This window comes from Streptomyces sp. B15 (assembly GCF_018070605.1).
Taxonomy (GTDB): Bacteria; Actinomycetota; Actinomycetes; order Streptomycetales; family Streptomycetaceae; genus Streptomyces; species Streptomyces smyrnaeus.
This window is the reverse complement of the sequence record NZ_JAGPXJ010000028.1, coordinates 63,409-87,089: the sequence shown is the minus strand read 5'-3', so window position 1 is coordinate 87,089 and position 23,681 is coordinate 63,409. Positions and strand designations below refer to the sequence as shown.

The 23,681-nt window shown below is 72.5% G+C and carries 22 protein-coding genes; 9 read left to right on the top strand and 13 right to left on the bottom strand.

Going from position 1 to position 23,681, the window contains the following annotated elements; translation table 11 throughout:
• Window positions 1-56: 56 nt before the first annotated feature.
• The 7 genes from moeZ to KBY19_RS15550 form a co-directional block, all read right to left on the bottom strand.
• Window positions 57-1,235 carry an adenylyltransferase/sulfurtransferase MoeZ gene (moeZ, locus tag KBY19_RS15580; protein ID WP_099883943.1) on the bottom strand — a complete coding sequence of 393 codons (1,179 nt, stop codon included), beginning with the start codon at window positions 1,233-1,235 and terminating at the stop codon, window positions 57-59.
• An 85-nt stretch (window positions 1,236-1,320) separates the two neighbouring features.
• Window positions 1,321-2,142, bottom strand: a complete 822-nt coding sequence (locus tag KBY19_RS15575) for a spherulation-specific family 4 protein (protein WP_099883941.1) — start codon at window positions 2,140-2,142, stop codon at window positions 1,321-1,323.
• Window positions 2,130-3,239 (bottom strand): NAD-dependent epimerase/dehydratase family protein, encoded by a 1,110-nt coding sequence (locus KBY19_RS15570; RefSeq protein WP_210965979.1) that lies wholly within the window; start codon window positions 3,237-3,239, stop codon window positions 2,130-2,132. The genes KBY19_RS15575 and KBY19_RS15570 overlap by 13 nt, the downstream gene beginning before the upstream one ends.
• A gap of 181 nt (window positions 3,240-3,420) precedes the next feature.
• A complete protein-coding gene (locus KBY19_RS36505) occupies window positions 3,421-4,806 on the bottom strand; it encodes a hypothetical protein (RefSeq protein WP_307843516.1) in 1,386 nt (461 codons plus the stop codon).
• Complete coding sequence (locus KBY19_RS15560; protein WP_210965978.1) at window positions 4,803-6,884, bottom strand: DUF3492 domain-containing protein; 2,082 nt, start codon at window positions 6,882-6,884, stop codon at window positions 4,803-4,805. Before KBY19_RS15560 ends, KBY19_RS36505 begins: the two co-directional genes overlap by 4 nt.
• A gap of 222 nt (window positions 6,885-7,106) precedes the next feature.
• Window positions 7,107-8,552: a DUF3152 domain-containing protein gene (locus KBY19_RS15555; RefSeq protein ID WP_210965977.1), complete on the bottom strand. Its 1,446-nt coding sequence runs from the start codon at window positions 8,550-8,552 to the stop codon at window positions 7,107-7,109.
• Complete coding sequence (locus KBY19_RS15550; RefSeq protein WP_099883936.1) at window positions 8,552-9,607, bottom strand: alpha/beta fold hydrolase; 1,056 nt, start codon at window positions 9,605-9,607, stop codon at window positions 8,552-8,554. Before KBY19_RS15550 ends, KBY19_RS15555 begins: the two co-directional genes overlap by 1 nt.
• Before the next feature lie 233 nt (window positions 9,608-9,840).
• On the opposite strand from KBY19_RS15550, the gene KBY19_RS15545 reads away from it, so the two are divergent.
• From KBY19_RS15545 to KBY19_RS15530, 4 genes are all read left to right on the top strand, one after another.
• Window positions 9,841-10,092 carry a hypothetical protein gene (locus KBY19_RS15545; protein ID WP_099883934.1) on the top strand — a complete coding sequence of 84 codons (252 nt, stop codon included), beginning with the start codon at window positions 9,841-9,843 and terminating at the stop codon, window positions 10,090-10,092.
• A gap of 188 nt (window positions 10,093-10,280) precedes the next feature.
• A complete protein-coding gene (locus KBY19_RS15540) occupies window positions 10,281-10,904 on the top strand; it encodes a TetR/AcrR family transcriptional regulator (protein WP_099883932.1) in 624 nt (207 codons plus the stop codon).
• 190 nt (window positions 10,905-11,094) lie between these two features.
• Entirely contained in the window at window positions 11,095-11,322 is a 228-nt protein-coding gene (locus KBY19_RS15535; protein ID WP_099883930.1) for a DUF3107 domain-containing protein, read from the top strand.
• A gap of 222 nt (window positions 11,323-11,544) precedes the next feature.
• Window positions 11,545-11,898, top strand: coding sequence for a hypothetical protein (locus KBY19_RS15530; protein ID WP_099883928.1), 354 nt, complete (start codon window positions 11,545-11,547; stop codon window positions 11,896-11,898).
• Window positions 11,899-11,908: 10 nt separating this feature from the next.
• On the opposite strand, the gene KBY19_RS15525 is transcribed toward KBY19_RS15530, so the two are convergent.
• Window positions 11,909-12,682, bottom strand: a complete 774-nt coding sequence (locus KBY19_RS15525) for a ferritin-like fold-containing protein (protein WP_185018071.1) — start codon at window positions 12,680-12,682, stop codon at window positions 11,909-11,911.
• A 532-nt stretch (window positions 12,683-13,214) separates the two neighbouring features.
• On the opposite strand from KBY19_RS15525, the gene KBY19_RS15520 reads away from it, so the two are divergent.
• Together KBY19_RS15520 and KBY19_RS15515 are read left to right on the top strand one after the other, a co-directional pair.
• Window positions 13,215-14,843 carry a DEAD/DEAH box helicase gene (locus KBY19_RS15520; protein ID WP_247691007.1) on the top strand — a complete coding sequence of 543 codons (1,629 nt, stop codon included), beginning with the start codon at window positions 13,215-13,217 and terminating at the stop codon, window positions 14,841-14,843.
• A gap of 168 nt (window positions 14,844-15,011) precedes the next feature.
• The gene (locus tag KBY19_RS15515) at window positions 15,012-15,914 is read left to right on the top strand and encodes an alpha/beta fold hydrolase (protein ID WP_210965976.1); all 903 of its coding nucleotides are present in this window, start codon (window positions 15,012-15,014) and stop codon (window positions 15,912-15,914) included.
• Here the strand turns inward: KBY19_RS15515 and KBY19_RS15510 are convergent.
• From KBY19_RS15510 to KBY19_RS15500, 3 genes are all read right to left on the bottom strand, one after another.
• Window positions 15,895-16,503 (bottom strand): MarC family protein, encoded by a 609-nt coding sequence (locus tag KBY19_RS15510; RefSeq protein ID WP_099883922.1) that lies wholly within the window; start codon window positions 16,501-16,503, stop codon window positions 15,895-15,897. The two genes, KBY19_RS15515 and KBY19_RS15510, sit on opposite strands and share 20 nt — an antisense overlap.
• Window positions 16,504-16,792: 289 nt before the next feature.
• Window positions 16,793-17,638: a PHP domain-containing protein gene (locus KBY19_RS15505; RefSeq protein WP_099883920.1), complete on the bottom strand. Its 846-nt coding sequence runs from the start codon at window positions 17,636-17,638 to the stop codon at window positions 16,793-16,795.
• Between the two features lie 157 nt (window positions 17,639-17,795).
• Window positions 17,796-18,434: a DUF6758 family protein gene (locus KBY19_RS15500; RefSeq protein WP_099883918.1), complete on the bottom strand. Its 639-nt coding sequence runs from the start codon at window positions 18,432-18,434 to the stop codon at window positions 17,796-17,798.
• Between the two features lie 212 nt (window positions 18,435-18,646).
• Between KBY19_RS15500 and KBY19_RS15495 the strand changes: the two genes are divergently transcribed.
• On the top strand, window positions 18,647-19,894 hold the full coding sequence (locus KBY19_RS15495; RefSeq protein WP_099883916.1) for an MFS transporter: 1,248 nt from the start codon (window positions 18,647-18,649) through the stop codon (window positions 19,892-19,894).
• A 26-nt stretch (window positions 19,895-19,920) separates the two neighbouring features.
• Here KBY19_RS15495 and KBY19_RS15490 read toward each other — a convergent pair whose 3' ends face one another.
• Window positions 19,921-20,538, bottom strand: coding sequence for a suppressor of fused domain protein (locus KBY19_RS15490; RefSeq protein WP_099883914.1), 618 nt, complete (start codon window positions 20,536-20,538; stop codon window positions 19,921-19,923).
• 534 nt (window positions 20,539-21,072) lie between these two features.
• On the opposite strand from KBY19_RS15490, the gene KBY19_RS15485 reads away from it, so the two are divergent.
• Both KBY19_RS15485 and KBY19_RS15480 read left to right on the top strand, forming a co-directional pair.
• Window positions 21,073-22,203 carry a magnesium and cobalt transport protein CorA gene (locus KBY19_RS15485; RefSeq protein ID WP_099883912.1) on the top strand — a complete coding sequence of 377 codons (1,131 nt, stop codon included), beginning with the start codon at window positions 21,073-21,075 and terminating at the stop codon, window positions 22,201-22,203.
• Between the two features lie 9 nt (window positions 22,204-22,212).
• Complete coding sequence (locus tag KBY19_RS15480; RefSeq protein WP_099883910.1) at window positions 22,213-22,773, top strand: hypothetical protein; 561 nt, start codon at window positions 22,213-22,215, stop codon at window positions 22,771-22,773.
• A gap of 93 nt (window positions 22,774-22,866) precedes the next feature.
• Here the strand turns inward: KBY19_RS15480 and KBY19_RS15475 are convergent, their stop codons facing one another.
• Window positions 22,867-23,637, bottom strand: coding sequence for a hypothetical protein (locus KBY19_RS15475; protein ID WP_180289753.1), 771 nt, complete (start codon window positions 23,635-23,637; stop codon window positions 22,867-22,869).
• Between the last annotated feature and the right edge of the window lie 44 nt (window positions 23,638-23,681).

Sequence of the window (23,681 nt, the reverse complement as noted above, 5' to 3'; positions counted from 1 at the left end):
CCCCCCCCCCCCCCACCACCCCTCACGGCGCAGCAGCCGTCAGGCTCCCCGGTGGCTCAGTAGACCGGCTTGTCCGGCTCGATCTGATTGACCCAGCCGATGACACCGCCACCGACGTGCACGGCGTCGGAGAAACCGGCGTTCTTGAGCACGGCCAGGACTTCCGCGGAGCGGACACCCGTCTTGCAATGCAGGACGATCTTCTTGTCCTGCGGCATGTCCTGCAGCGCGTTGCCCATGAGGAACTCGTTCTTGGGGATCAGCCGCGCGCCGGGGATCGAGACGATCTCGTACTCGTTCGGCTCCCGCACATCGATGATGTCGACGCTCTCGCCGTCGTCGATCCACTCCTTGAGCTGCTTGGGAGTGATCGTGGAGTCGACGGCGGCCGCCTGCGCCTCGTCGGAGACGACACCGCAGAACGCCTCGTAGTCGATGAGCTCGGTGACCGTGGCGTTCGGGCCGCATACCGCGCAGTCGGGGTCCTTGCGGACCTTGACCTGGCGGTAGGTCATCTCCAGGGCGTCGTAGATCATCAGACGGCCGACCAGCGGGTCACCGACACCCGCCAGCACCTTGATGGCCTCGGTCACCTGGATGGAGCCGACGGAGGCGCACAGCACGCCCAGCACGCCGCCCTCGGCGCAGCTGGGCACCATGCCGGGCGGCGGGGGCTCCGGGTACAGGCAGCGGTAGCACGGCCCGTGCTCGCTCCAAAAGACGCTGGCCTGACCGTCGAAACGGTAGATCGAGCCCCACACGTACGGCTTGTTCAGCAGCACGCAGGCGTCGTTGACCAGGTAGCGGGTGGCGAAGTTGTCCGTGCCGTCCACGATCAGGTCGTACTGCGCGAACATCTCCATCACGTTGGAGGAGTCCAGCCGCTCCTGGTGCAGGTTGACCTGGGTGTAGGGGTTGATCCCCAGCACCGTGTCCTTGGCCGACTCCGCCTTCGACCGGCCGATGTCCGACTGGCTGTGGATGATCTGCCGCTGCAGGTTGGACTCGTCGACCTCGTCGAACTCGACGATGCCGAGCGTCCCCACGCCGGCAGCCGCCAGATACATCAGGGCGGGCGAACCGAGGCCGCCCGCGCCCACACAGAGGACCTTCGCGTTCTTGAGCCGCTTCTGACCTTCCATCCCGACATCCGGGATGATCAGGTGACGTGAGTACCTGCGGACCTCGTCGACGGTGAGCTCGTCGGCTGGCTCGACCAGGGGTGGCAGTGACACGGAGACTCCGATGGTCGGTGGGACGTGCGGGAAGTCACCCGCTCGGGGGCGGGCCGTTCCTCTCGTAACACTGCCACGCGCTATCTCATTCCGAGACACCTGGTCCAAGGCACGAGACGATCTCGTCCCAGTAGCCGGGCAGGGCCGCCCATGGGTCCTGTCCTCTGTCCCGGGTCCGATCGGTGAAGCAGACGGTGCCCGCGCCCTGCCAGCGGGCGGTGCGCAGCGCCTCCTCCAGATGGGTGCGCGGCAGCGAGTGCACCAGGTGGCAGAAGCACTCGGCGGGGTACGCCGCCGTCCACTCCTCGCACTGCGACCAGCGGTAGTCCGCCCAGCTTCCGGCGTAGGTGACGAGCTGGTCGGCGCATTGCAGATAGTCCGGATGCGGATGGAAGCCGGGCGCCAGCACCAGCCGCCCGCCGTGCCCGCCGTCGGCACCGCCGCACAGCGCGCGCAGGGTCGCGGTGAGGCGCTGGGTGTGCCCCAGCCGGGCCGGGTCGCCGGGGCAGTGCGCCAGATAGAAGCCGTCGACCCGGTACCAGTCCAAAAACCGGTGTGCTTCGGAGACCAGCTCACCGAATGTCCGCGTACCGTCTCGCATGTCGAGACGCCCCAGTACGGCGACGCCCGCGGAGCGCAGCGCCGCCGCCGCGGGGGCGCAGAAGGGGTCGGGCCGTGCGCCCGGCCCGCCGTCCCCGACGTCCAGCACCACCCAGTGCAGCGGCCCCGCGACGCGGTCCGGCCCTGGATCGGCGCCGAGACCCGGCCGGGTCAGCTCCGCCCACTCCATCGGCGCCAGCATCGGATGGGCACAGCCCGGCACTGCCAGCCCCAGCCGCTGTCCGACCGCACCGCCGATGTCACCGGCCGGACGAACCTGCCCGGGAGGTGTCGTCAGATACGGCATGCCGCCTCCATCCAGATGTCGGCCAACGACTCCTCCAGACCGATCCGGGGCCGCCAGCCGAGCCGGTCACGCGCGGTGCGCACATCCGCCTGCTGCCAGGCGCCGCAGCCGTCGGGGTACGGATACGAGGCCTGCTGCGGCTGCGGAGGGTGGGCCTGGACCGCATGGGGACCGTGCGCCTGCGCAGGAATCACGGGAGCGTTGCCGCCCAGCCCGCCGCCCATCGCGCCCGGACCACCGGGGCCCGCGGGGCCTCCCAGCCCGGCCGGACCGGCGGGACCGCCCGGGCCGCCGACGACACCGGCCGGGTGGTGGCTCTCCCCGGCCCCCGGTCCGGGCGGGCCGCCACCCTGCTCGTGGACGGCCCCCGCGTACCCGGCGACACGCGCCAGCAGGGACGCGGCGTCACGCAGCCGCACCGCCCTGCCGGTGCCGATGTTGACGATGCCCTGCGCCGCCGAAAGCGAGGCGGCGTGCACGGCACGCGCGACGTCACGGACGTCGACGAAGTCGCGCTGCGCACTCAGCCCGCCCAGTTTCAGCTCGCTGTCGCCCTGCTGCATCGCCCGCCGCATCGCCTCCGCGACCCTGCCCAGCGGCGAGCCCGCTGGGGTGCCGGGGCCGATCGGCGAGAAGACCCGCAGCACGACGGCGTCCAGCCCGGAGGCGAGTACCAGTTCGGTGCCGGCGAGCTTGCTCACACCGTAGGGCCCTCCGGGGCGCGGCACCGCGTCCTCACCGGTGGAGGAGCCCACCTGGGAGGGGCCGTACTCGGCGGCACATCCCACGTGCACCAGACGGGCGCCGCAACCGCTGCGGCGCAGCGACTCGCACACGGCCGCGGTGGCCACTACGTTGTGCCGGATCAGCTCGCGCCCGTTGCCCCTGGTGGTCCCGGCGCAGTTGATGACGACGCCGGGGTGCACCGCGTCCAGGAAGCGGGTGAGGGCGCCCGGGCTCCCGGTGGACAGGTCGAAGCGGACATCCGCCTCGTCGCCCCGGCCGAGGGCGGTGAGCTGTACGGCGGGGTCGGCCAGCAGCCTGTCGGCGACGAAGCGGCCCAGGTATCCGCTGGCGCCCAGCAGCAGCACTCTCATCGTGCGACCTCCCCGTGCGAGAGGGAAGTCCGGCGCCGCCGCACGCTGGTGTGCGGTCGTCGCCCGGCGGTGCCACGGTGTGCCAACTGCGGATGGGTCATGGGGGCTTGCTCCTTGTCGATGTCGCACGGGCGGGTCCATAAGTCCGTGCCGGAACGAGGGATCGGGGGCGGCCCTGCGCTCATGCGGGCACCGCCTCCCGGTGGTGTGCGGAGGCGCCGGCCAATGCGACGGCCGCGTACGCCAACAGAACGAGGGCCGCGCAACCGCAGGCGACGACGGGGACGGTCGCGGCTGCCTGGTGGGCGGTCAGGGCCTCGACGGGGCGGCCCAGCACCGCCAGCCCCGGCAGCCGTGCGACCGGTACGGAGAGCAGCGCCGCGGCCTGCAGAGCGCAGGCGACGGCCGACCCGGCCGAGGCCGCGCGCCGGAAGCCGTGCGCGGACAGCAGCAGCACGGCGAACAGCAGCATGCCGAGCGCGCCCGCGCCGACCGCGGCGGACTGCCAGGTCTCCTGCGCCTCTTGGTCGCCTCCCGGTACGCCCGGGGCGGCCGGGGCGCCGGACAGGGCGAGAGGGCCGGCGACGAGGGCGTGGGCCGCCCACTGGAGCACCGGGAGGCTCACCGCGACAGTGCACACGGCGAGCACCAGCAGTGGCCGCACACCTGCGGCGAACTCCTCCAGGCTGCGGCTGCCCGCCAGTCTGCGCCGCGCCGCCCGTGCGAAGCCGCGCGCACACCAGACGGCAGGCGCGACCGCCAGCGCGAGGCCCAACGTGAGACCCGGTGAGGGCAGGCGCGGGGCACCGCCCGGCAGCAGCTCCGGCCCACCGGCCAGGAGCTGTTCCAGCAGCCAGTCGCCGTAGAGCGCGTATCCGGTCAGCCAGCAGCCGGAAAGGAAAAGGGTGGTGGGAAAGGCGGGCCCGCCGACAGCACGCGGAACGCGGGGCACCAGGCGGACGGCCACGATGACGCTGCCCAGCACCGCCGCCGCACCCAGAGCGCACAGGGCGGCACGTACAGCCGGAGGGCTGCCGCCCAGCACGACGAGCCAGGCGAGCGTGCCGGCGCACAACAGTCCGGGCAGCAGTGGCAGAACGAGCGTCGCGCACCAGGAGAACAGCCGCTGTCCCAGTCCCGGCTGCGACTGCTGCGGCCACCCGGCATCCGGCGCGGTGGGTCGGATCCCGGGCCGACTGCCCGCCACGGCGCCGCTCCCGGCGTCGTCGGCGCCTTCGGAGTCCACCGCGCTTCCGGCGTTCGCAGCGTCACCTGTCTTCTTGTCGCTCCCCGTGTTTTGCGCGCTGTCCGGGGTCTCCGAGCTCTCCGCGCTCCATGCGATCCCCGTGTGCGCCGCGCGCGATCCGGCGTACGGGGCGCGTGCGTACAGCTCTTCGGCGAGGGAGAAGACATCGCGGTGGCGGCACCGGGCAGCCGTCCGGTCCGTGATCCCGCTGGCCTCCAGGCCGGCGGCGATCTCCAGCGGATCGACGGCGCACTCGCACAACGCGCGGTGCCGGCGCAGCAGTACGCGCACGGGATCGCCGGGCGCGGGACGGGGCGTCACGGTGCTGTCGCCTCCCCGGGTTCGGCTCCGACGGCTGCCCGCTCGACAGCGGGGCGCTGCGAGGCGGCACCCTCGCGCGCCGTACGGTCCGGACGGGCCCAGCTCGGTACGTGCGCGGAGCTGCCTTTGGTGGTCCGCGTCCCGCTCGGGCGACGAGCGGGACGGCTGCCCGGGCGGCGCCCTTCCGGGCTGTTGGCGGCGCTGCCCGGGGCACCGCTCTCGCCGTTCACGGCACTGCTCGAAGCGCCGCTCACCAGGCCACTCGACACCGGGCTGCCGCTGCGCCGCGCAGCGGCAGCCGCCCAGCGGCCCGGCAGATGGGATTCGGCGGGGTGGGCGAAGGGGTGCACCTGGGCCTTCGGCTGGGCGTCCTCGGCCGGGGCCTCCTCCCGGCCGACCGGGTGCCGGGACATCAGTTCCAGGTAGATGCCGCGGAACGCCTCGACGTTCTGCCGCACCGTGAACAGCTCCAGCGCCCGCGCACGCGCGGCGGCACCCAGCCGTGCGGCGCGCGCCGGGTCGCGCAGCAGTGCGGTGCAGGCGTCAGCCAGCGCCCCGGGATCGCATGGCGGGACGAGGAGCCCGGTGCCGCCGACGACCTCCAAGGCGGCACCGACATCGGTGGAGACCGTGGCCCGGCCGCAGAACATCGCCTCCACCAGCGACACCGGGAACCCCTCCAGCACGCTGGAGAGCACCACGACTCCGCCCAGCGCATAGGCGTCCGCCAGGGTGGGCACGGCGGTGCCGCCCACTTCCTCGAAGGTGACCGGTTCTGCCCCGTCCGCCGATCCGTGGGGGAAGAGCCGCGCCGCGAGCGCGCGGCAGTGCGCCGTATAGGCACCGTCCCGCTCGGCGGCACCGTCGTGGGCGGCCGGCCCGTGCGGGGTTCCCGGTCGGCCCTGCGAAGCGTCTCCTCCCGGTGGGGACGCCGAGGGCTCCGTACGGCCGCTCGCCCCACCCGTCTCGACGATCCGCAGCCGCGCCTCGGGCACCGCCTCCCGCACCTGGGCGAAGGCGTGCAGCAGCGTGCCCAGGTCCTTGGCCGGGCCGCCGACGCCCACCCACACCAGCGTGGGCCGTGCGGTGGGCCGCGCGCCGTCGGGCGGCGGCAGCAGCGTGGTCTGCTCGCCCACGGCCTCGAAGGGAGCCGCGTCCATGCCGGGATAGACGGTGCGCAGCCGCTCGTTGTCGGCACCGCAGCGTTGCTGCCAGCGCCGCGCGTGGGAGTTTCCCGGGGTGATCAGCTGCGCCTGGGCGTACGCCTCGCGGGCGAGTCTCCGTTGGAAGGAGGCGAGCAGCGCGCGTACGGGGGCGCCGGCGACCCCGCGCGCCACGGCGCCGGCGGCGCTGGTCAGGTAGTGCTCGCGCAGCCGCACGCCGTACTCCGTGATGAGCAGCGGCACTCCGTACGCCCGCTTGGCCAGCAGTCCGGGCAGCGCGGCGGGTCCGGCGCCGACGGCGTGGCACAGATCGGCGGCCGACAGTCCCGGGTCCTGCCCCCGCTGCCCGTACCAGTCCAGTGACAGGGGGCGCAGGGCTCGCTCCAGGCGCTCGACCACGGCCAGCAGATCGGGTACCTGGGCGGCGTGTGCGGCGGGGAGCGCGCCGGGCGCACGGCAGACGGACTCCAGGATGCGCACGGCGCTCTCGGAGCGGAGCGCGGTGGCCAGTCCGCCGCGCTCGGCGGCGAGTTCGGCGAGCCCGTACAGACCTGCGGCGAAACGGTCCGCCTGCCCGGTGGCGGGATCGGCGTCCGCCTCGGTGCGGCAGACGGCTTCGGCCAGCGCCGTGAAGTGTTCGCGGAAGCGCCGCTTGTCGCGCCGCCCGTAGGAGCCGCACGCGAGCCCGCGTACGCCCCCGGTGGCGGGCCCGGGGCCCCACAGCGGCGCGGTGCGCACCCGGGCGACATTGGGGGGCAGAGCACACCAGCCGGCCTCCTCCTGCCGGGCGCTGCGGCTGAGGGCGAACACCGCGAACTCGTGGCCGTCCAGGCCGCGCAGCAGGCGGTCGCACCACAGCGCGGACTCACCCCTCACATAGGGGTAACCACCCTCCGTAAGCAGTGCGATGCGCACGTGCGCACCCCCGATCACTCTCGTGGCGTGTCGCGCGCCTGACGCGGCTCAGCGCGTGGCGCGGCGGTAGGACGTTGAAGACGCACCAGACGCTATGCGTGCGCCCCCACCGCGTGCTGGACGGTTGTCCGTCACGCCACCGGAAGGGGTGAACACCCGTGACTTTCGCGCGAGTCGCGCGTTTGCGCGCCCCGGACCGGCTGCCGGACGGGGCGGCGCGCCCTAACCGCGGGGGTACGGCCAGGCGTTGATACGGCAGGTCTTTCCGCGCGTGGTGAGGTATTTGGTCTGCTGCATCATCACCGGCGCGAGCTTGCCGTCGGCCGAGCAGCCGACGTGCCCGTGGCCGAGCCGGTGGCCGACCTCGTGGTTGACGAGCATCTGCCGGTAGGCGTGCATCCGGTCCGGACCGTAGGTCTCGGCGCCACGCGCCCACCGCCAGGCGTTGATCATGATGCGCTCGGTGGCCGCCGAGTCGCAGGAGACCTTCTCCTCGCTGGTGTCCAGGCCCGATTTGGCGCACCACACATCGGTGGTGCCCGGACTTGCCAGGGTGATGACGAACTTGGCCTTGCCCGAGGAGACCCGCTCGAAGCTGCGCTTGCCGTCGTGCGCCCAACTGCGCTCGTCGTTGAGCGTCTTGTGCACCGCCTGTGCGAACAGCTTGCCGTCCAGCGGCAGCCCGTTCTCGATGTCCACGCGGTAGCGCACCACCTCGCCCTTGCCCGGGCCCTTCTCGTGACCGGGTACCGGGCTGAACTTGCCCGAGCCCTTCAGGTCGTCGGCCAGCGGGTACTGGCGGGCCATCTTGGCCTCGTACGTGTCGGGCTCGCTGCCCGGGGTGGGACGCGCGCCGCGATCGGCACGCTCGTGGTCGGTCGGGACGTCCGGGTCGTTCGGCGTGCGCTCGCCGGTCTTCAGCCCCCGGTCGGAGTCCCCGGCGCTGTGCTCACCGCCCGCCACCTGTGCGGCGACGACGACGGCGAGCACGGTGGTGATGGCAGCGGCGACGATCCCGGTGGCGGTACGGGCGCGGCTGCCCTTCTTCCGTGAGCCCGGTTCCGGTGCCGGCGAGGTCCGCGACGCGCCGGGGGGAGGCTCGCCGGCAGCGCCGTCCCGGTGCTCTCCGGATTCCTGGCGCGGGGTGGGCCCGGACGGTGCGACAGCCGCACCGGCGGCCCCTGGCCGGTTCCTGCCGGGCGGGACGGCGCCGGGGGCACCCGCCGCGAAGACGTCCTCCTCGAAGGCGTCCAGATACTCCTGACGCGGCCCACCGGGCTGCTGCCGCTGTCGGGGCACCTGGTCGTGGGCCGGGCCCTGTCCCGGGCCGCGCCCGTACCCCTGACCGACCCCGCCGGCGGCGTCGGAGCGGGCGGCGCGCCGATGGGGAGCGGCGGGACCGCCCTCCGGGTGCTGCGGGTGGCCGCCACGGGCGGGCTGTTCGTCCGGGAACACCGGTACGCCGTGCGCCGGGGTGCCCTGCTGTCCGGGGAGGCCGGGGTGCCGCCCGTACTCCGGGGGTGCGGCGGGCGACGGCCCGGCAGGGGCCTCGGGTGCGCGGCCGGGACGCGTCCGGGCAGCGGCGGCGGGGCCGGGGTGCTCGGGTATCCGGGAGCGTTCCTCTCTGCGCCCGGTTACAGCCTTGCCCTTGCGGCTATGGCGTCCCACTAGTCACCTTCCGGGGTTGCCGGGGCCTGCCTGCCGGCACCGGCGGCGGAGTCGTCCGACCGCTGCGTCGCCGTGTCCGCGTCGTCGATCAACTCGCGAACCGCACCCGCGACGATCTCGGGGTACTCCATCATGGCGACGTGGCCCGCGTCCGGCAGCGTGAGCAGCCGGGAGTCGCGGAAGGCGGCCGCAGCGCGCCGCGCCATACGGAAGGCGACCAGTTGGTCGCGCCCACCGTAGACCAGAAGGGTGGGTGCCAGCACCCGCTCGGCCTGTCGCCACAGCGCGTGCTGCCCGCCCAGTGTGTAGGCGTCGACGATGCCCCGCGTGGAGCGGACCATGGCGTCCCAGAAATACGGCAGTTCCGCCCTGCGCGCGTACTCCTCGACGGCTGCCGCGAAGTCCTCGGGCGAGACCCGCGCGGGGTCGCCGTAGCAGAGACCGAGTACACCGCCGGTACGCCGTTCGGCGGGCCAGTCCCGGGTCAGCCTGCAGAACAGCGAGGCGATGCCGGGTATCGCCAGCATCGCCGTCGGCCAGGCGGTGCGCTGCGGAGGGATCTCGGGCAGCGCGGGCGAGACGAGCGTCAGTGTCCGCACCAGGTCGGGCCGCACGGCCGCCACCCGGGTCGTCACCGCGCCACCCAGCGAGTTGCCCAGCAGGTGCACCGGGGCGTGGCCGCAGGAGTCCAGATAGCGGATGACGGCGCGGGCGTGCCCGGAGACCGAGTAGTCGCCGTTGTCGGGCGGCGGGGAGTCACCGAAGCCCGGCAGGTCGATCGCCTCGCCGCGCACATCGGGAGCGAGGTGCCGCATCAGCGCGGACCAGTTCAGGGAGGAGCCCCCCAGACCGTGCACGTACAGCGCGGCCGGACGGCTGTCCTTCTCCGGGGCCTCGCCGTCGTCCCGCCGGCCCCGCACGGCCAGCGTCAGTCCGGGCAGCGAGACCGTCCGCAACGTCTCCTGCTCCCCGACGCGGGACCGCGTGAGCGAGGGGTGCGGGGCAGCGGTACGGGCCGCGGAGGCGGGGGCTCCCGGCTGCTCGGTGGAGGACATGGAGCAATGTTACGAGACGATCACACGCGCCCTCACGTGTTCACCGTCACAAGAAGAAGCACACTGGTGTACAGGGGAGGTACGGGCACTCGCCCGTCGCGACCACCACCGGGGAACGCCGGAGAGCATGCGCAGGGAAGCAGGAGGCATGCGGCGTGCGCCCCCGGTGACCCGCTCGTAGTCTCGTAAGTAGGGCCCGCGCACTCGGGCCCCGCCTGGAAAGGGGAGCCGGCATGCCTGTCGATCCGACCGATCCGGAAACCATCGACCCCTATGACGCCTACGACGCCTATGACGCCTACGAGGAGGAACCGGAAGGACCCGGGACCCCTGAGGCCCCCGAGGCGGACGCGGCGGAACAGCAGGCCGACCTGCTGGTGCAACGCGACGACCCGCTGACCGGAAACAGCTACCACGAGGTCGATCCGGCCGACGCGGCGGAGCAGGCCCGCGTGGTGGAGCTGAACGAGGACGAGTACCGCTGACGCGTACCGATCCAGTACCGATAAGAGGACGAGTGCCGCCGAAGCGCCGTCGGATCCGGTACACCGGAGGGAACGGAAGCGGACACCGGAGCGAAAATTTCGTGGGCCGGGAAGCTACCACCCCCGTTACCGAAAAGTACGATGGCGGCGCAGCGCAGCTCGCGCTCAGAAACATTCAGGGAGGCGGCGTGACAGCCATCGAGCAGACCGAGGCGCGCCCGCGTGGCACGCGTCTGCCCCGACGGGCGCGACGTAACCAACTGCTGGGCGCGGCTCAGGAGGTCTTCGTCGCGCAGGGCTACCACGCGGCGGCTATGGACGACATCGCCGACCGTGCCGGAGTCAGCAAGCCGGTGCTCTACCAGCACTTTCCGGGAAAGCTCGAGCTGTACCTCGCGCTGTTGGACCAGCACTGCGAGGCGCTGCTCCAGGCCGTCCGCGCGGCTTTGGAGTCCACCACGGACAACAAGCAGCGGGTGGCGGCGACCATGGACGCCTACTTCGCCTTCGTGGAGAACGAGGGCGGTGCCTTCCGGCTGGTCTTCGAGTCCGACCTGACCAACGAGCCGGCGGTACGCGAGCGCGTGGACAAGGTGAGCCTGGATTGCGCCGAGGCCGTCAGCGAGGTCATCTCCGAGGACACCAAGCTGCCGGCCGAGCAGTCGATGCTGCTGGCCGTGGGGCTGTGCGGGATGGCGCAGATCACCGCGCGCTACTGGCTGGGCGCGGGTCAGCAGATCCCGCGGGACGCCGCGGCCAAGCTGATCTCCTCGCTCTCCTGGCGCGGCATCGCGGGATTCCCGATGCAGTAGAGACGCGGTGCGGCTACGGCAGGAAGCGGTAGCGCAGCACACAGGGGGCGCGGTTGTTCGCTGCCGGCGTGCGACCGCGCCCCCTCGGCGTCCCTGCTGAGAGCTAGGGTTGCTCCGTACGGCGCGGCTGACCGCGCATCGCATCCCGGGCGTCGCCACGGGATACCAGGACAGTCGGAGGGACATAGCCGTGGAGGTCAAGATCGGCGTGCAGCACGCGCCTCGCGAGATCGTCATGGAGAGCAAGCAGACTCCTGACGAGGTCGAGAGCACGGTGGCGGCTGCACTGGAGAAGGGCTCCGGCATGCTCAGCCTCACGGACGAGCACGGCCGGAAGATCCTGGTCCCGTCGGACCGCATCGCCTATGTAGAGATCGGTGAGGCGTCGGGCCGCAGGGTGGGCTTCGGCGCGATCTGACCAGGCGGCGCCGCCCCGGCGCACGCGGGGGCGGCGCACGGGACGCGTGCACGGGAAACGCACAGGTGTACCCCCTGAGCGGCGCAGGTGAACGCAGGCGACGGCGGTCGCGGGATTCGTCCCGCGACCGCCGTTTCAGATTCCGTACCCGAGGGGAGGACGGGAGCGACCGCGGACCGCTGGTACGCGGACCCGCAACCGGCCCCACCCGAGGAGGTCCTCATGATCTGGGAGGCTCTCGGCTCCGCAGCCCTCGGCTTCGCCCTCGCGCTCGTCGCGGCCAGGCGATTCCCCGCGCGGCTCCCCGACCGGCGGCTGGTGCTCGCGACGGGCCCCGTCGCCGCGCTCGTCGGCGGACTCATCAGCCACACCGTGCTCGGCCCCGGCCACCTGGTGGTGACCTGGTGCGTGGCCCTGGGCTTCAGCACGGCACTGCTCTCGCTGCTGCTGCGGGACGATACGCCCGGACGCCGGCAGTGGCGTCAGGACGCCCTGCGCACCGCCCCGGCACCCGCACCCGCGGGGGCCGGGTTCGCGCAGCACTCCGGCTTCCGGCAGGACGCCGGCCGCAGGTAGGTCCCGTCCCTCAGGCCGCAAGGCCGAGGGCGGCCATCCGCTTCGTATGGGCCTCGGTGATCCGGGAGAACATCTTGCCGACCTCCGCGAGGTCGAAGCCGTCGGCCACCCCGCCGACCAGCATCGTCGAGAGCGCGTCCCGGTCGGCCACCACCCGCTGGGCCTGGGAGAGCGCCTCCCCCATCAGCCGCCGCGCCCACAGGGCCAGCCGCCCGCCCACCCGCGGGTCGGCCTCGATGGCGGCGCGGACCTTCTCCACGGCGAAGCTGGAGTGCCCGGTGTCGTCCAGCACACTCAGCACCAGGGCGCGGGTGTCGGCGTCGAGCCTGGCTGCGACCTCGCGGTAGAAGTCGGAGGCGATGGAGTCCCCGACGTAGGCCTTGATCAGCCCTTCCAGCCAGTCGGACGGGGCGGTGAGGCGGTGGAAGTCGTCCAGCGCGGCGGCGAAGGGCTCCATGGCGGCCGTGGGGTCCTCGTCGATCCGGGCCAGCCGTTCCCGCAGCTTCTCGAAGTGGTGGAACTCGGCGGACGCCATCGAGGCCAGCTCCGCCTTGTCCGCGAGGGACGGTGCCAGCTTGGCGTCCTCGGCGAGCCGCTCGAAGGCCGCCAGCTCTCCGTAGGCCAGCGCACCCAGCAGATCGACGACCGCGGCCCGGTAGGTCGGGTCCGCCGACGCCTGCTCCCAGCTCTGGGTGGCGATCGAGGTGGCGGGAGCGGATTCGGGACCGGCGGCCCCGCTGTCGGCGGCCCCGGATTCGGCGGCGGTCTTGTCAGGCGTCTCCATACCTCGCACGATAGCCCGCAACCGCAGGTCGGGAAGGACCTGTCCGGTTCCCGCCGGTCCCGGTGAGCTCCGGGGTGAGCTCGTACACAGCGAGAGCCCCGGTACAGATGCGCGGATCCGGGGTACAGTGATATTGAGTCCACCGGATGGCGTGGACTCGCTGCATGCATGAAATGCGGATGCCCGGTCGGTGGCCCGATCGGCTCCGACCCGACAGCCTTCCGCCGGGCCGTGCTGGGAGCACGGACCGCGCCGAGAGGGACCGCTCGCGCAAGTGAGGCGCTTGAGCGGGAGACAGTGGTCCCGCGCCGCTAGGCGGGCCGCAACGACGGCCGCTTGGCCGCGGTAGATCCTCTCCTCGCTCCGTCGGCCCGCCCAGAAGCTGGGTCGGCCGGACGCCGTAGCCGCATTCGCGCGTCACACAGAAGAGGCAAGCATCCTGTCCACTACGTTCAGAGATCTCGGGATTCTCCCCGAGACCGCCGAGGCACTCGAAGCCGTCGGCATCACATCCCCCTTTCCGATCCAGGAGATGACGCTCCCGGTCGCCCTCGCCGGCACCGACGTCATCGGCCAGGCGAAGACCGGCACCGGCAAGACGCTGGGGTTCGGGCTGCCGCTGCTGGAGTCGGTCACCGTCCCCGCCGACGTCGAGCTGGGCCGCGCCAAGCCCGAGGAGCTGACCGAGGCCCCGCAGGCACTCGTCGTCGTCCCCACCCGTGAGCTGTGCCAGCAGGTGACCAACGACCTGCTCACCGCCGGCAAGGTGCGCAATGTCCGCGTCCTGTCGATCTACGGCGGGCGTGCCTACGAGCCCCAGGTCGAGGCGCTGAAGAAGGGCGTCGACGTGGTCGTCGGCACGCCCGGACGGCTGCTGGATCTGGCGGGCCAGAAGAAGCTGCGGCTTTCCGAGATCAGGACGCTCGTCCTGGACGAGGCCGACGAGATGCTCGACCTGGGCTTCCTCCCCGACGTCGAGAAGATCATCGAGATGCTGCCGACGCGGCGCCAGACGATGCTCTTCTCCGCGACCATGCCCGGCCAGGTCATCTCGCTCGCCCGCCGCTACATGAGCCAGCCCACGCACATCCGCGCCACGGCGCCGGACGACGAGGGCCAGACGGTGGCGAACACCACACAGCACGTCTTCCGCGCCCACTCGATGGACAAGCCGGAGATGGTCTCCCGGATCCTGCAGGCCGAGGGCCGGGGTCTGGCGATGGTCTTCTGCCGCACCAAGCGCACGGCGGCCGACGTCGCCGAGCAGCTCTCGCGGCGCGGCTTCGCGGCCGGCGCCGTCCACGGCGACCTGGGTCAGGGCGCCCGCGAGCAGGCGCTGCGCGCGTTCCGCAACGGCAAGGTCGACGTGCTGGTGTGCACGGACGTCGCCGCGCGCGGTATCGACGTCGACAACGTCACGCACGTGATCAACTACCAGACCCCCGAGGACGAGAAGACCTATCTGCACCGCATCGGCCGCACCGGCCGCGCGGGCAACTCCGGCATCGCGGTCACGCTGGTCGACTGGGACGACATCCCGCGCTGGCAGCTGATCAACAAGGCGCTGGACCTGGACTTCAACGACCCGGAGGAGACCTACTCCACCTCGCCGCACCTGTACGAGGCGCTGCAGATCCCCCAGGAGGCCAAGGGCGTCCTGCCGCGTGCCGAGCGCACCCGGGCCGGGCTGGCGGCCGAGGAGATCGAGGACCTGGGCGAACCGGGCAGCCGCTCGCACGGCAAGTCCGGCAGGTCCGCCGCGGCCGCCGAGCGCACCCAGCCGGCGCGCAAGCCGCGCCAGCGGCGGCGCACGCGGGGTGCGCTGCGCTCCGACGAGTCCGGCGGCGCCGGTGACACCGGTCAGGACGCCACCGGCTCGGCCGGGAGCGCCGCGCGGCAGGCCGTCGCCACCGCCGAGGGCGCCGAGGCAGGCGAGGGCGGTGCCGCACGCAAGCCCCGGCGCCGTCGGCGCACCCGTGCCGGAGCCACCACCTCCGCCTCCGAGGCCGGGGCGAAGGCCCCTGCCACCAAGGAGAGCGGCGAGGCCGGTCAGACCGCCGTCGCCACGGACGAGGCGCCCCGCAAGCCGCGCCGCCGCAGGACGCGGTCCGGCGGCGCGAGCAGCCGCACCGCCGGTACGGCGCAGTCCGCGGAGGGCTGACCGCCGACCTCGGCACCACCCGGCAGCACACGGCCCGGCATCCCCTCGTGGGTGCCGGGCCGCTCGCTGTCCGGCGCACCGACCCGCCGGTTGCCCGGCCGACGCGGGCGCCGGCCCGGCCGACGCGGGCGTTGGAGGCGGAGGGTGGGCTGCGGGTAGCGTCCTGGTATGAGCAAGCCCCCCTTTCTCGCACTGCCCGAGGGCGTGCGCGCGTACCGGATGGCCACCGCACGCGGGGAGTTCGCCGTGCACGACATGGGCAGCCCGGGCAGCACCGGCCGCACCGCGCTGCTGCTGCCCGGATTCACGGGCAGCAAGGAGGACTTCATCGGGCTGCTGGAGCCGCTGGCGCGGGCGGGGTTCCGGGTGGTCGCGGTGGACGGGCGGGGGCAGTTCGAAACCGGCGGGCCGCGCGAGGAGGCCGCCTACACGCAGCTGGACCTGGCCCGGGACGTGCTCGCGCTCGCGACCGTACTCGGCCTCGACCGGCCCGGCACGGTGCATCTGCTGGGCCACTCGCTGGGCGGCCTGGTCGCCCGCGCCGCGGTGCTGCTGGACGCCGCTCCGTTCGCCTCCCTGACGCTGATGAGCAGCGGTCCGGCCGCCGTCTCGCCCTCGCAGCAGGAGCGCGTCAGAACGCTGCTGGGTGCGATGGAGACCATGAGCATGGCGGCGATCTGGGAGGTCATGCAGGAGCTCGACCAGTCGGTCGGCTCCGCGGGTGAGGCGCCCTATTCACAGCGGGAGGTGGAGGAGGCGTCCGCGGCGATGGAGGAGTTCCTGCGCCGCCGGTGGCTCGCGAACGTGCCCGAGCAGCTGTCCGCGACCGGGCGGCAGCTGCTCGCCGAGCCGGACCGGGTGGGGGAACTGGCCACGCTGGAACTGCCGTTCCACGTCGTCTCGGGCGCGGAGGACGACGCCTGGCCGGTGCCCCTGCTGGACGGCATGGCCGAGCGGCTCGGGGCCCGCCGTACCGTCGTCGCGGGCACCGGCCACTCCCCCAACGCGGAGCGGCCCGCCCGGACGGCGCGGGCCCTCGCGGACTTCTGGCTCAGCCTTTCCCCTGGATGAACTGGGTGATGCCGCCGGCGATCTGCTGGACGGCGATGGCCGAGAGCAGCATGCCCGACAGCCGGGTGACGAGCACGACGCCGCCGTCCTTGATGACGCGGATGATCAGCAACGAGTAGCGCATCACCAGCCACAGCACCAGGTGCATGGCCACGATCGCGGTCCATACGGACAGCCGGCCGCCCCAGCCGTCCGCACGCTGCACGGCCAGGATGACGGAGACGATCGCGCCGGGCCCCGCCAGCAGCGGCATACCCAGCGGCACGAGCGCCACGTTGACGTCCTTGGTCTGGGTGGGCTCGTCGGACTTGCCGGTCAGCAGGTCGAGTGCGACGAGCAGGAGCAGCAGCCCGCCGGCGACCATCAGCGCCGGAATGGAGACGTGCACATAGTCGAGGATCTGCTTGCCGCAGATCCCGAACAGGGCGATCACCCCGAACGCGACAGCTGCCGCCTGCCACGCCATCCGGCGCTGGACCTTCACCGGCCGCCCCGAGGTGAGGCCGAGAAAGATGGGGGTGATGCCGGGCGGGTCCATGATCACGAAGAGGGTGAGGAAGACGGACCCGAAGAGCGCTGTGTCGAACACGGTGGTGCCTGTGCCTTGCTGAGATGGAACGGGACGGGGGGACGACGAGGAAAGACGGGGGAAGACGAGGGAGGTGGCGAGCCGGGGCTTCGTAGCGCAGGCGCCGGGCGGCGCGGGCTCGTCCGGCGCGTGCGCCGGGCGCGGGTGTGCTCGGCGCGCCCTGCCCTACGGGGCTCAGGGCATACGGGGCGCGGGCGCGCTCACGCGGGTGGGCGCGGCGTGACGCGAAGAAGCTACCCGCGGTCCCCACGGGGTCCGGTCGGGCGGGAGGAGTACTGCCCGGCTGCGGTCAGCCCGTGACGGGTGTCGCGCCTGAGCCGCGTGCGGCGATCTCGGCGTACACCTCGGGCGCGGTGGTGAAGTCACCGAGCGCGAGGGGTTTGCGGCTGCCGTGGTAGTCGCTGGAGCCGGTGGCCAGCAGACCGAGGTCGGCGGCGAGACCGTGCAGCCGTTCGCGGGTCCTGGGGTCGTGGTCGGCGTGGTCGGCTTCGACACCGTCGAGTCCGGCCGCCGCCAGATCGGCTATCGCGCTCTCCGGGACGCACCGGCCACGCTTGGCGGCCAGCGGGTGGGCGAAGACCGCGACTCCGCCGGCCCCCTTGATCAGCCGCAGCGCGTCGAACGGATCCAGCTCGTGCTTGCTGACGTAGGCGCGCCCGTCGCCCGCGATCCACTCCTCGGTGAAGGCGTCGGAGACGGTTTCGATGACGCCTTCCTCGACCATGGCCTCCGCGATGTGCGGGCGGCCCACCGAGCCGTCGCCCGCGATGCGCAGGACCTGTTCCCAGCTGACGGGCACGCCCAGGTCGCGCAGCTTGCCGACCATCGCCTGGGCGCGCGGTACCCGGTCGTCCCGTACCAGCTCGCGTTCGCGGGCCAGTTCGGGCTCGGCGGGGTCGAAGAGGTAGGCGAGCATGTGCAGGCTGATGCCGTTCAGCCGGCAGGAGAGCTCGGCGCCGGTCACGAGGGTGAGCCCGGCGGGCAGGGCGGCAGCGGCCTCGGCGTGCCCGGCCACGGTGTCGTGGTCGGTGAGCGCCACCACGTCCAGCCCGGCAGCGGCCGCGTTGCGTACCAGTTCGGCGGGGGTGTCGGTGCCGTCCGAGGCGGTGGAGTGGGTGTGCAGGTCGATGCGCACTTCGACGGACTCCGAATGATGGACGGCGGGGTGTGACGGGCTCATGGCGAGCGCTCACCAGGATAGCCGTACCGGCGCGGCGCCCCTTCCGGCCGGGCGAACCGGGCCCTGGCGGCCGGAAGGAGGACCGGGAGCGTGAAGGGCCGGGCGGTGCCGGTCAGGAGATCAGTCGGGGCGACAGCGCGCCGCAGGGCACCAGTTCCACCTCGGCTCCCGCGTCCCGCAGATCGGTCAGCACCAGCTCGTCGTAGAGCAGCAGGCCCGATTCCTGGGGCCACACGATGGCCCACAGCCACAGTCCGCAGGCCTCGCCCGCGAAGACGGCACGGTCGTCGGGCGCGCCGCTGACGTGCCAGAGCGGCGTGGGGTGGCCCGCGGCATGGACCTTGGCCTGCGGTGGCTTGCCCTCGCAGATTGTGGGTCCGGGGTCGGGGCCATCGATACCGGCGTACCGCGCGCCGAGTCCGACGCCCAGTTCCTCGGCGATCAGCAGCAGTTCTCCCGGGCCGCCGAGCGGGGCCGGGCCCGAGCAGGCGACGGCGGTGGCCCGGCCGCCGCTTCTGTCGTCACCCGCGCAGGCGACGCCGGTGAACAGCCACCCCACCGGGAGCGGCCACGGCATCCATACGGGCACCTGCGTGCGGCCCACCACGACGGCGAGCGCCTCGACGCTGGGCGGGAGGACCGGCTGGAGCGGGTGCACGGCGCCGTGCATGCCGCACTGCCAGGTGTCGGCGAAGAGGCCGGGCGCCCTGACCCGGCCACCGCACTTCGGGCAACTGGGTTCGCCCCTCATGAGGCCTAACGGTGCTACCGGGCCGCCCTCCCGTCAAGGACGATCACCCACCTGGAGCTAGGGCCTGACCTGCACGATAAGTGAGGGCCGGAGAAAAGGGGCCGATGACCTGCTGATCATATAGATGTAATTTGCATTAATTAGCGTGCCTAATTTATCGTGTGCACACACCAACTATTTCTCCGAACGAGAACCGGTAAGGAGCGGCAGGCATGAGTGGTGATCCGTTCGACGAGGGCGCGACGAGCCTCCTCCGTCAGCCGAAGGCCGTATGGGCCACGGCGGGCGCCTCCGTCGTGGCCTTCATGGGCATCGGCCTGGTCGACCCGATCCTCCCCTCCATCGCGAAGGGCCTGGAGGCCACCCCGAGCCAGGTCTCCCTCCTGTTCACCTCGTACTTCCTGATCACCGCGGTGGCGATGCTGGTCACCGGTTTCGTCTCCAGCCGGATCGGCGGCCGCAAGACGCTGCTGCTCGGGCTCGCGCTCGTGGTGATCTTCGCCGGGCTCTCCGGCACCTCGCACTCCGTCGGCGAACTGGTCGGCTTCCGCGCCGGGTGGGGCCTGGGCAACGCCCTGTTCGTCTCCACGGCGCTCGCGGTGATCGTCGGGGCCGCCGCCGGAGGGAGCGCGGCGGCCATCCTGCTGTACGAGTCCGCGCTGGGCCTCGGGATGGCCTGCGGCCCGCTGCTGGGCGCCGTCCTGGGCGACGCCAGCTGGCGCTTCCCGTTCTTCGGCACGGCCGCGCTGATGGCGATCGGTTTCCTGGCCATCACCGCGTTCCTCAAGGAACAGCCCAGGCCCGCACGGAAGACCTCCCTGCTCGACCCGGTCAGGGCGCTCGGTCACGGCGGGCTCGCATCGGCCGCGGCCTCGGCCTTCTTCTACAACTACGCCTTCTTCACGGTCCTGGCGTTCACGCCGTTCGTGCTGAACATGTCGCCCTACCGCTCCGGAGCGGTGTTCTTCGCCTGGGGCGTACTGCTGGCGGTCTTCTCCGTACTGATCGCGCCGCGCCTCCAGGAGCGCTTCGGCTCGCTGCGGGTGCTGGGCGCCTCCCTGGTGCTCATGGCCGTCGACCTGGTGGTGCTGGGATACGGCAACCACGCCGTGGCCATCGCCTGCACCGTGGTCTCGGGAGCCTTCATCGGCCTCAACAACACCGTGTACACCGAACTGGCGCTCGGGGTGTCCGACGCGCCCCGGCCGGTCGCCAGCGCGGGCTACAACTTCGTGCGCTGGTTCGCCGCCGCCGCTGCGCCGTTCCTGGCGCCCAAGATCGAGGAGTGGACCGACCTCCACATCCCGTTCGTGGTCGCCGCCCTGGCCGCGCTCGCGGGCGCGGCGATCGTCGGCGTACGGCGCCGGGCGCTGACGATGGAGGCCGCCTCGCACTCCGCCGCGAAGGCGGGCGGCCCGGCGGCGGTGGCCGACGAGGCCGAACCGGCCCCGGCCGGGTGAGTGCGGCACCGCCGCCGCGCAGGAGGTTACAGCGGCACCGCCCTGCGCAGCGGATCGCGAAGGTCCGTCTCGTGGCGGAGCCACTGCTCGCGCAGCGCGTCCGCCCCATGGACGCGCTTCCACGCGGCCTCGGCCGGTGTCATGGGCAGCAGGGGCAGGAACCGGACCGGGTCGCGCTGCTGGGCGTGCCCACCGGCGGCGGCCGGCGGCGGGTCGAGGGGCAAGTCCTCGACGAGCCCGCCGGGTTCGGCGACGAGTACGGAGGTGAAGGGCGCTCCCGGCCACAGCGGCCCGCCGGTGTCCAAGGAGGCGCCCGGCGCCACGACGACGCCTTCGACCTGCGGCGACGCCGCGAGCACGGCCAGCGGCCGCAGCACCTTGTCGGTGTCGGCGACCCCGGCCCGTACGGTCAGCAGCAGTTCGGCGCGCGGCCCCGCCTCGGGGTCGGCCAGCGCCTGGGCCGGGTCGGTCATCGGTGCGGCCGACATGCCGAGGGTGGCATAACGCACAGTGCCCGCCTCGGCGTCCAGGAACCGCAGCACCTCGATGCGCTCGGTTCCCAGAAAGGTGACCGAGGCCCGGGCGTCGGGTTCGCCGAAGGTCCAGCGCAGCCGGGAGTCGACCAGAGTCAGGACGTCGTTCATCCGGCGAGCATAGAGCGCGGTACGCGCGCGTCCCGGGGCGGACCGGCACGTTACCGGCGTGCGAGCAGACGGCAAAGGCCTGTCAGGATCGGGAGCGACGGGCACAGGGACCGTTCTCGCAGTGCTACCGTTGTCTGCCGGTCAAGGCGTGTACACATCGTCCCCCACAGGGGCCCGGCCGGAGGAGGTGGGACTGACATGGATCCGAGTCGACCGTGCAGTACCAGCCGCTCTTCCTGCCCGGCAGCGACCGCGCCATTCAGGCCCTGAGCACCTTCGGCCCTGATTTTCCCGCGGCCATGGGGCGCACTTTTCCCCGAGGACCGGATACCCGCCTTCGGGAGTGCGCACGGCGGAAGAGCGTCCGCGTTTCGCAGTTTCGCATTGTTCCGTCTGTCAGCATCCGCCGTCGTCACGGCTTGCGTGTGGTGCCCGCTTTGCGGACCTCCGGTGGTGGCCCGTAGGCCCCCGTTCCGGGCAGCACGACGCCCGACCTGTGTCACGGCGGCATGGCACGGCACCGTGGAGGGCCTCATGTCGATGATCCGAGAGCTGCGCGCCGCAGTGCGCCCGGCCCTGCGTAGGGACAACCGTTCGGGATACGGCGTCGGGTACGAGCGCATCAGTGCGGCCGGCGCCAGCAGCGCCGTCGTCGACTGCGGCGCCTACCTGGACGGCCGCCGGGACACCGCGCATCTGACCCCGGCCCAGGCGCTTCGCAAGGTGCGGTCGCCGGAAGGGCAGAGCCGGCACGGCTTCGTGTGGATCGGTCTGCACGAGCCGACCGAGGAGGAGTTCTCCGACATCGCACAGGAGTACGGTCTGCACCCGCTGGCCGTCGAGGACGCGGTGCACGCCCACCAGCGCCCCAAGCTGGAGCGGTACGACGAGAGCCTGTTCACCGTCTTCAAGACGATCCACTACGTCGAGCACGCCGAACTGACCGCCAACAGCGAGGTGGTGGAGACCGGCGAGGTGATGTGCTTCACCGGCCGGGACTACATCATCACCGTTCGGCACGGCGGCCAGGGCTCGCTCCGGGCGCTGCGGCACCGCCTGGAGGACGACCCCGAGCTGCTGAGCAAGGGCCCGTCCGCCGTGCTGCACGCCATCGCCGACCAGACCGTGGACGGCTATCTGGCGGTGGCCGACGCCGTGCAGGACGACATCGACGAGGTGGAGATCGATGTCTTCTCCGACCGCTCGGGCAGCGGCAAGCGAGGCGGGGACGCGGGGCGGATCTACCAGCTCAAGCGCGAGGTGCTGGAGTTCAAGCGGGCCGTCTCACCGCTGATGCGGCCGATGCAGACGCTCAGCGAGCGGCCGGTGCGGCTGATCGACCCGGACATCCAGAAGTACTTCCGTGATGTGGCCGACCACCTCACCCGCGTCAACGAGCAGGTGCTGGGCTTCGACGACCTGCTCAACTCGATCCTGCAGGCCAACCTCGCCCAGGCGACGGTCGCGCAGAACGAGGACATGCGGAAGATCACCGCCTGGGCCGCCATCTTCGCGGTGCCGACGATGATTGCCGGAATCTACGGCATGAACTTCGACTACATGCCCGAGACGGACTGGAAGTACGGCTACCCGGCGGTGCTGCTGCTGATCCTCGCCATCTGCTACGGCATCCACCGGGGTTTCAAGCGCAACGGCTGGCTGTAGCCTGCGGCCATGAGCGTGACGCCGCAGCCGCCCGACAGCCATCTGGACCGCGCGCTGATCGAGGAGACGGCCAAGAAGTCCGGGCTCGTATGGGTACGCGGCCCCCAGGGGCCGGCGCGTGGCCTGTGGCATGTGTGGCACGAGGGAGCGGTGTGCCTGGTCGGCGACGGCCCCCTCGAACAGCCGCTCGACGACCTGGGGCTGACGGACGGCGGCAACGCCACCGTCACCGTGCGGGGCAAGGACAAGGGCGCCCGCCTCGTCGTCTGGACGGCGCGGGTACGCGAGCTCGCCCCGCACGGCGAGGAATGGGAGGCGGCCGTCGGCGAGTTGAAGGGCAAGCGCCTCAACGCGCCGGACGCCGACACCATGACCGAGCGCTGGGCCGGCTCCAGCCGCGTCCTGCGGTTGGAGCCGGTGGGCGAGCCGCTGGAGCGGCCCGGCGAGATGCCGCACGACGCGCAGTCCGCACCACCACTGCCGACCCCGGCCACCACCCGGCGGCCCCAGCCCGCCGGACTGCCGCGACTGCTGTTCCGCCGCCGCCGGAAGACCCGCGCCCCCGAGTGACCGGGCCGCGCCGGGCCGGTGCTGCCCCGCACGCCGCGCCGGCGCCCCCGCGCCCGGCCCCCCGGGGGCCGCGCCCCGGGTGCTCCCGGCCGGTCAGCCGCTGTGCTTCTCCGGCGAGATCTTCTTGCCGTAGTCGACGGTCTCCTCCTTCTTCGGCGCGTGCAGCGGGAAGCCGTCGTTCCAGTCGCTCAACCGCACCGTCCCCGCGCCCCCCGCGCGACGCAGCCGCAGCGGGTAGGGGTCACCCTCCAGGGAGACGTCCACGGTGCCGCCGCGGCCCTTGCCGGCCGTCACACGGATCGCCCGGGTGCCGGCCACCGTGGCGCGCTCCCCCGTCTCGCGCTTGCCCTCCATCGTCAGCAGGCCGTCCAACAATGTGTCCATGTCGGTGAAGACGCTCAACTGCTTGTACGCCGGGTCCTGTTCGGGGACCTTGACGTACTTGCCCTTGAGTTTGGCCGCCGCGGCGATGTCGCTCTTGCTGGGCTCCTTGCCGCCCTCCTGCCGGGCCCAGAAGTCGGTGCCCGCCTTCAGATAGAGGTCCCGGCCCGAGCGCAGCAGTTCGAAGGTGGGGCCGCCCTCGGCGGAGACCTCGCCCACGCCGCCGCTCTCCTTCAGCCGCATCTCCAGGCGGTAGGTCTGCCCCTTGCTGACGACATTGCCGGAGACCCGTACGGCCTTGGCCCGCTCCGCCGCCGCCTTCGCCTTCCGCTCGATCTTGGCCGCCGACAGCTTGCCCACCCCGTTGGTGCCCTCGTCCGGGTCGCCGTCTCCTCCTCCGCAGCCGCTCAGCGCCGTACTCGCTCCGACGCAGAAGAGAGCGAGCAGCGCTGCACTCCGGGGTGCGCGGGCGCGTCCAGTCACGGGCGTTCCTCCTGTGCTCGGCGGCGGCAGAGGGCACCCTACCC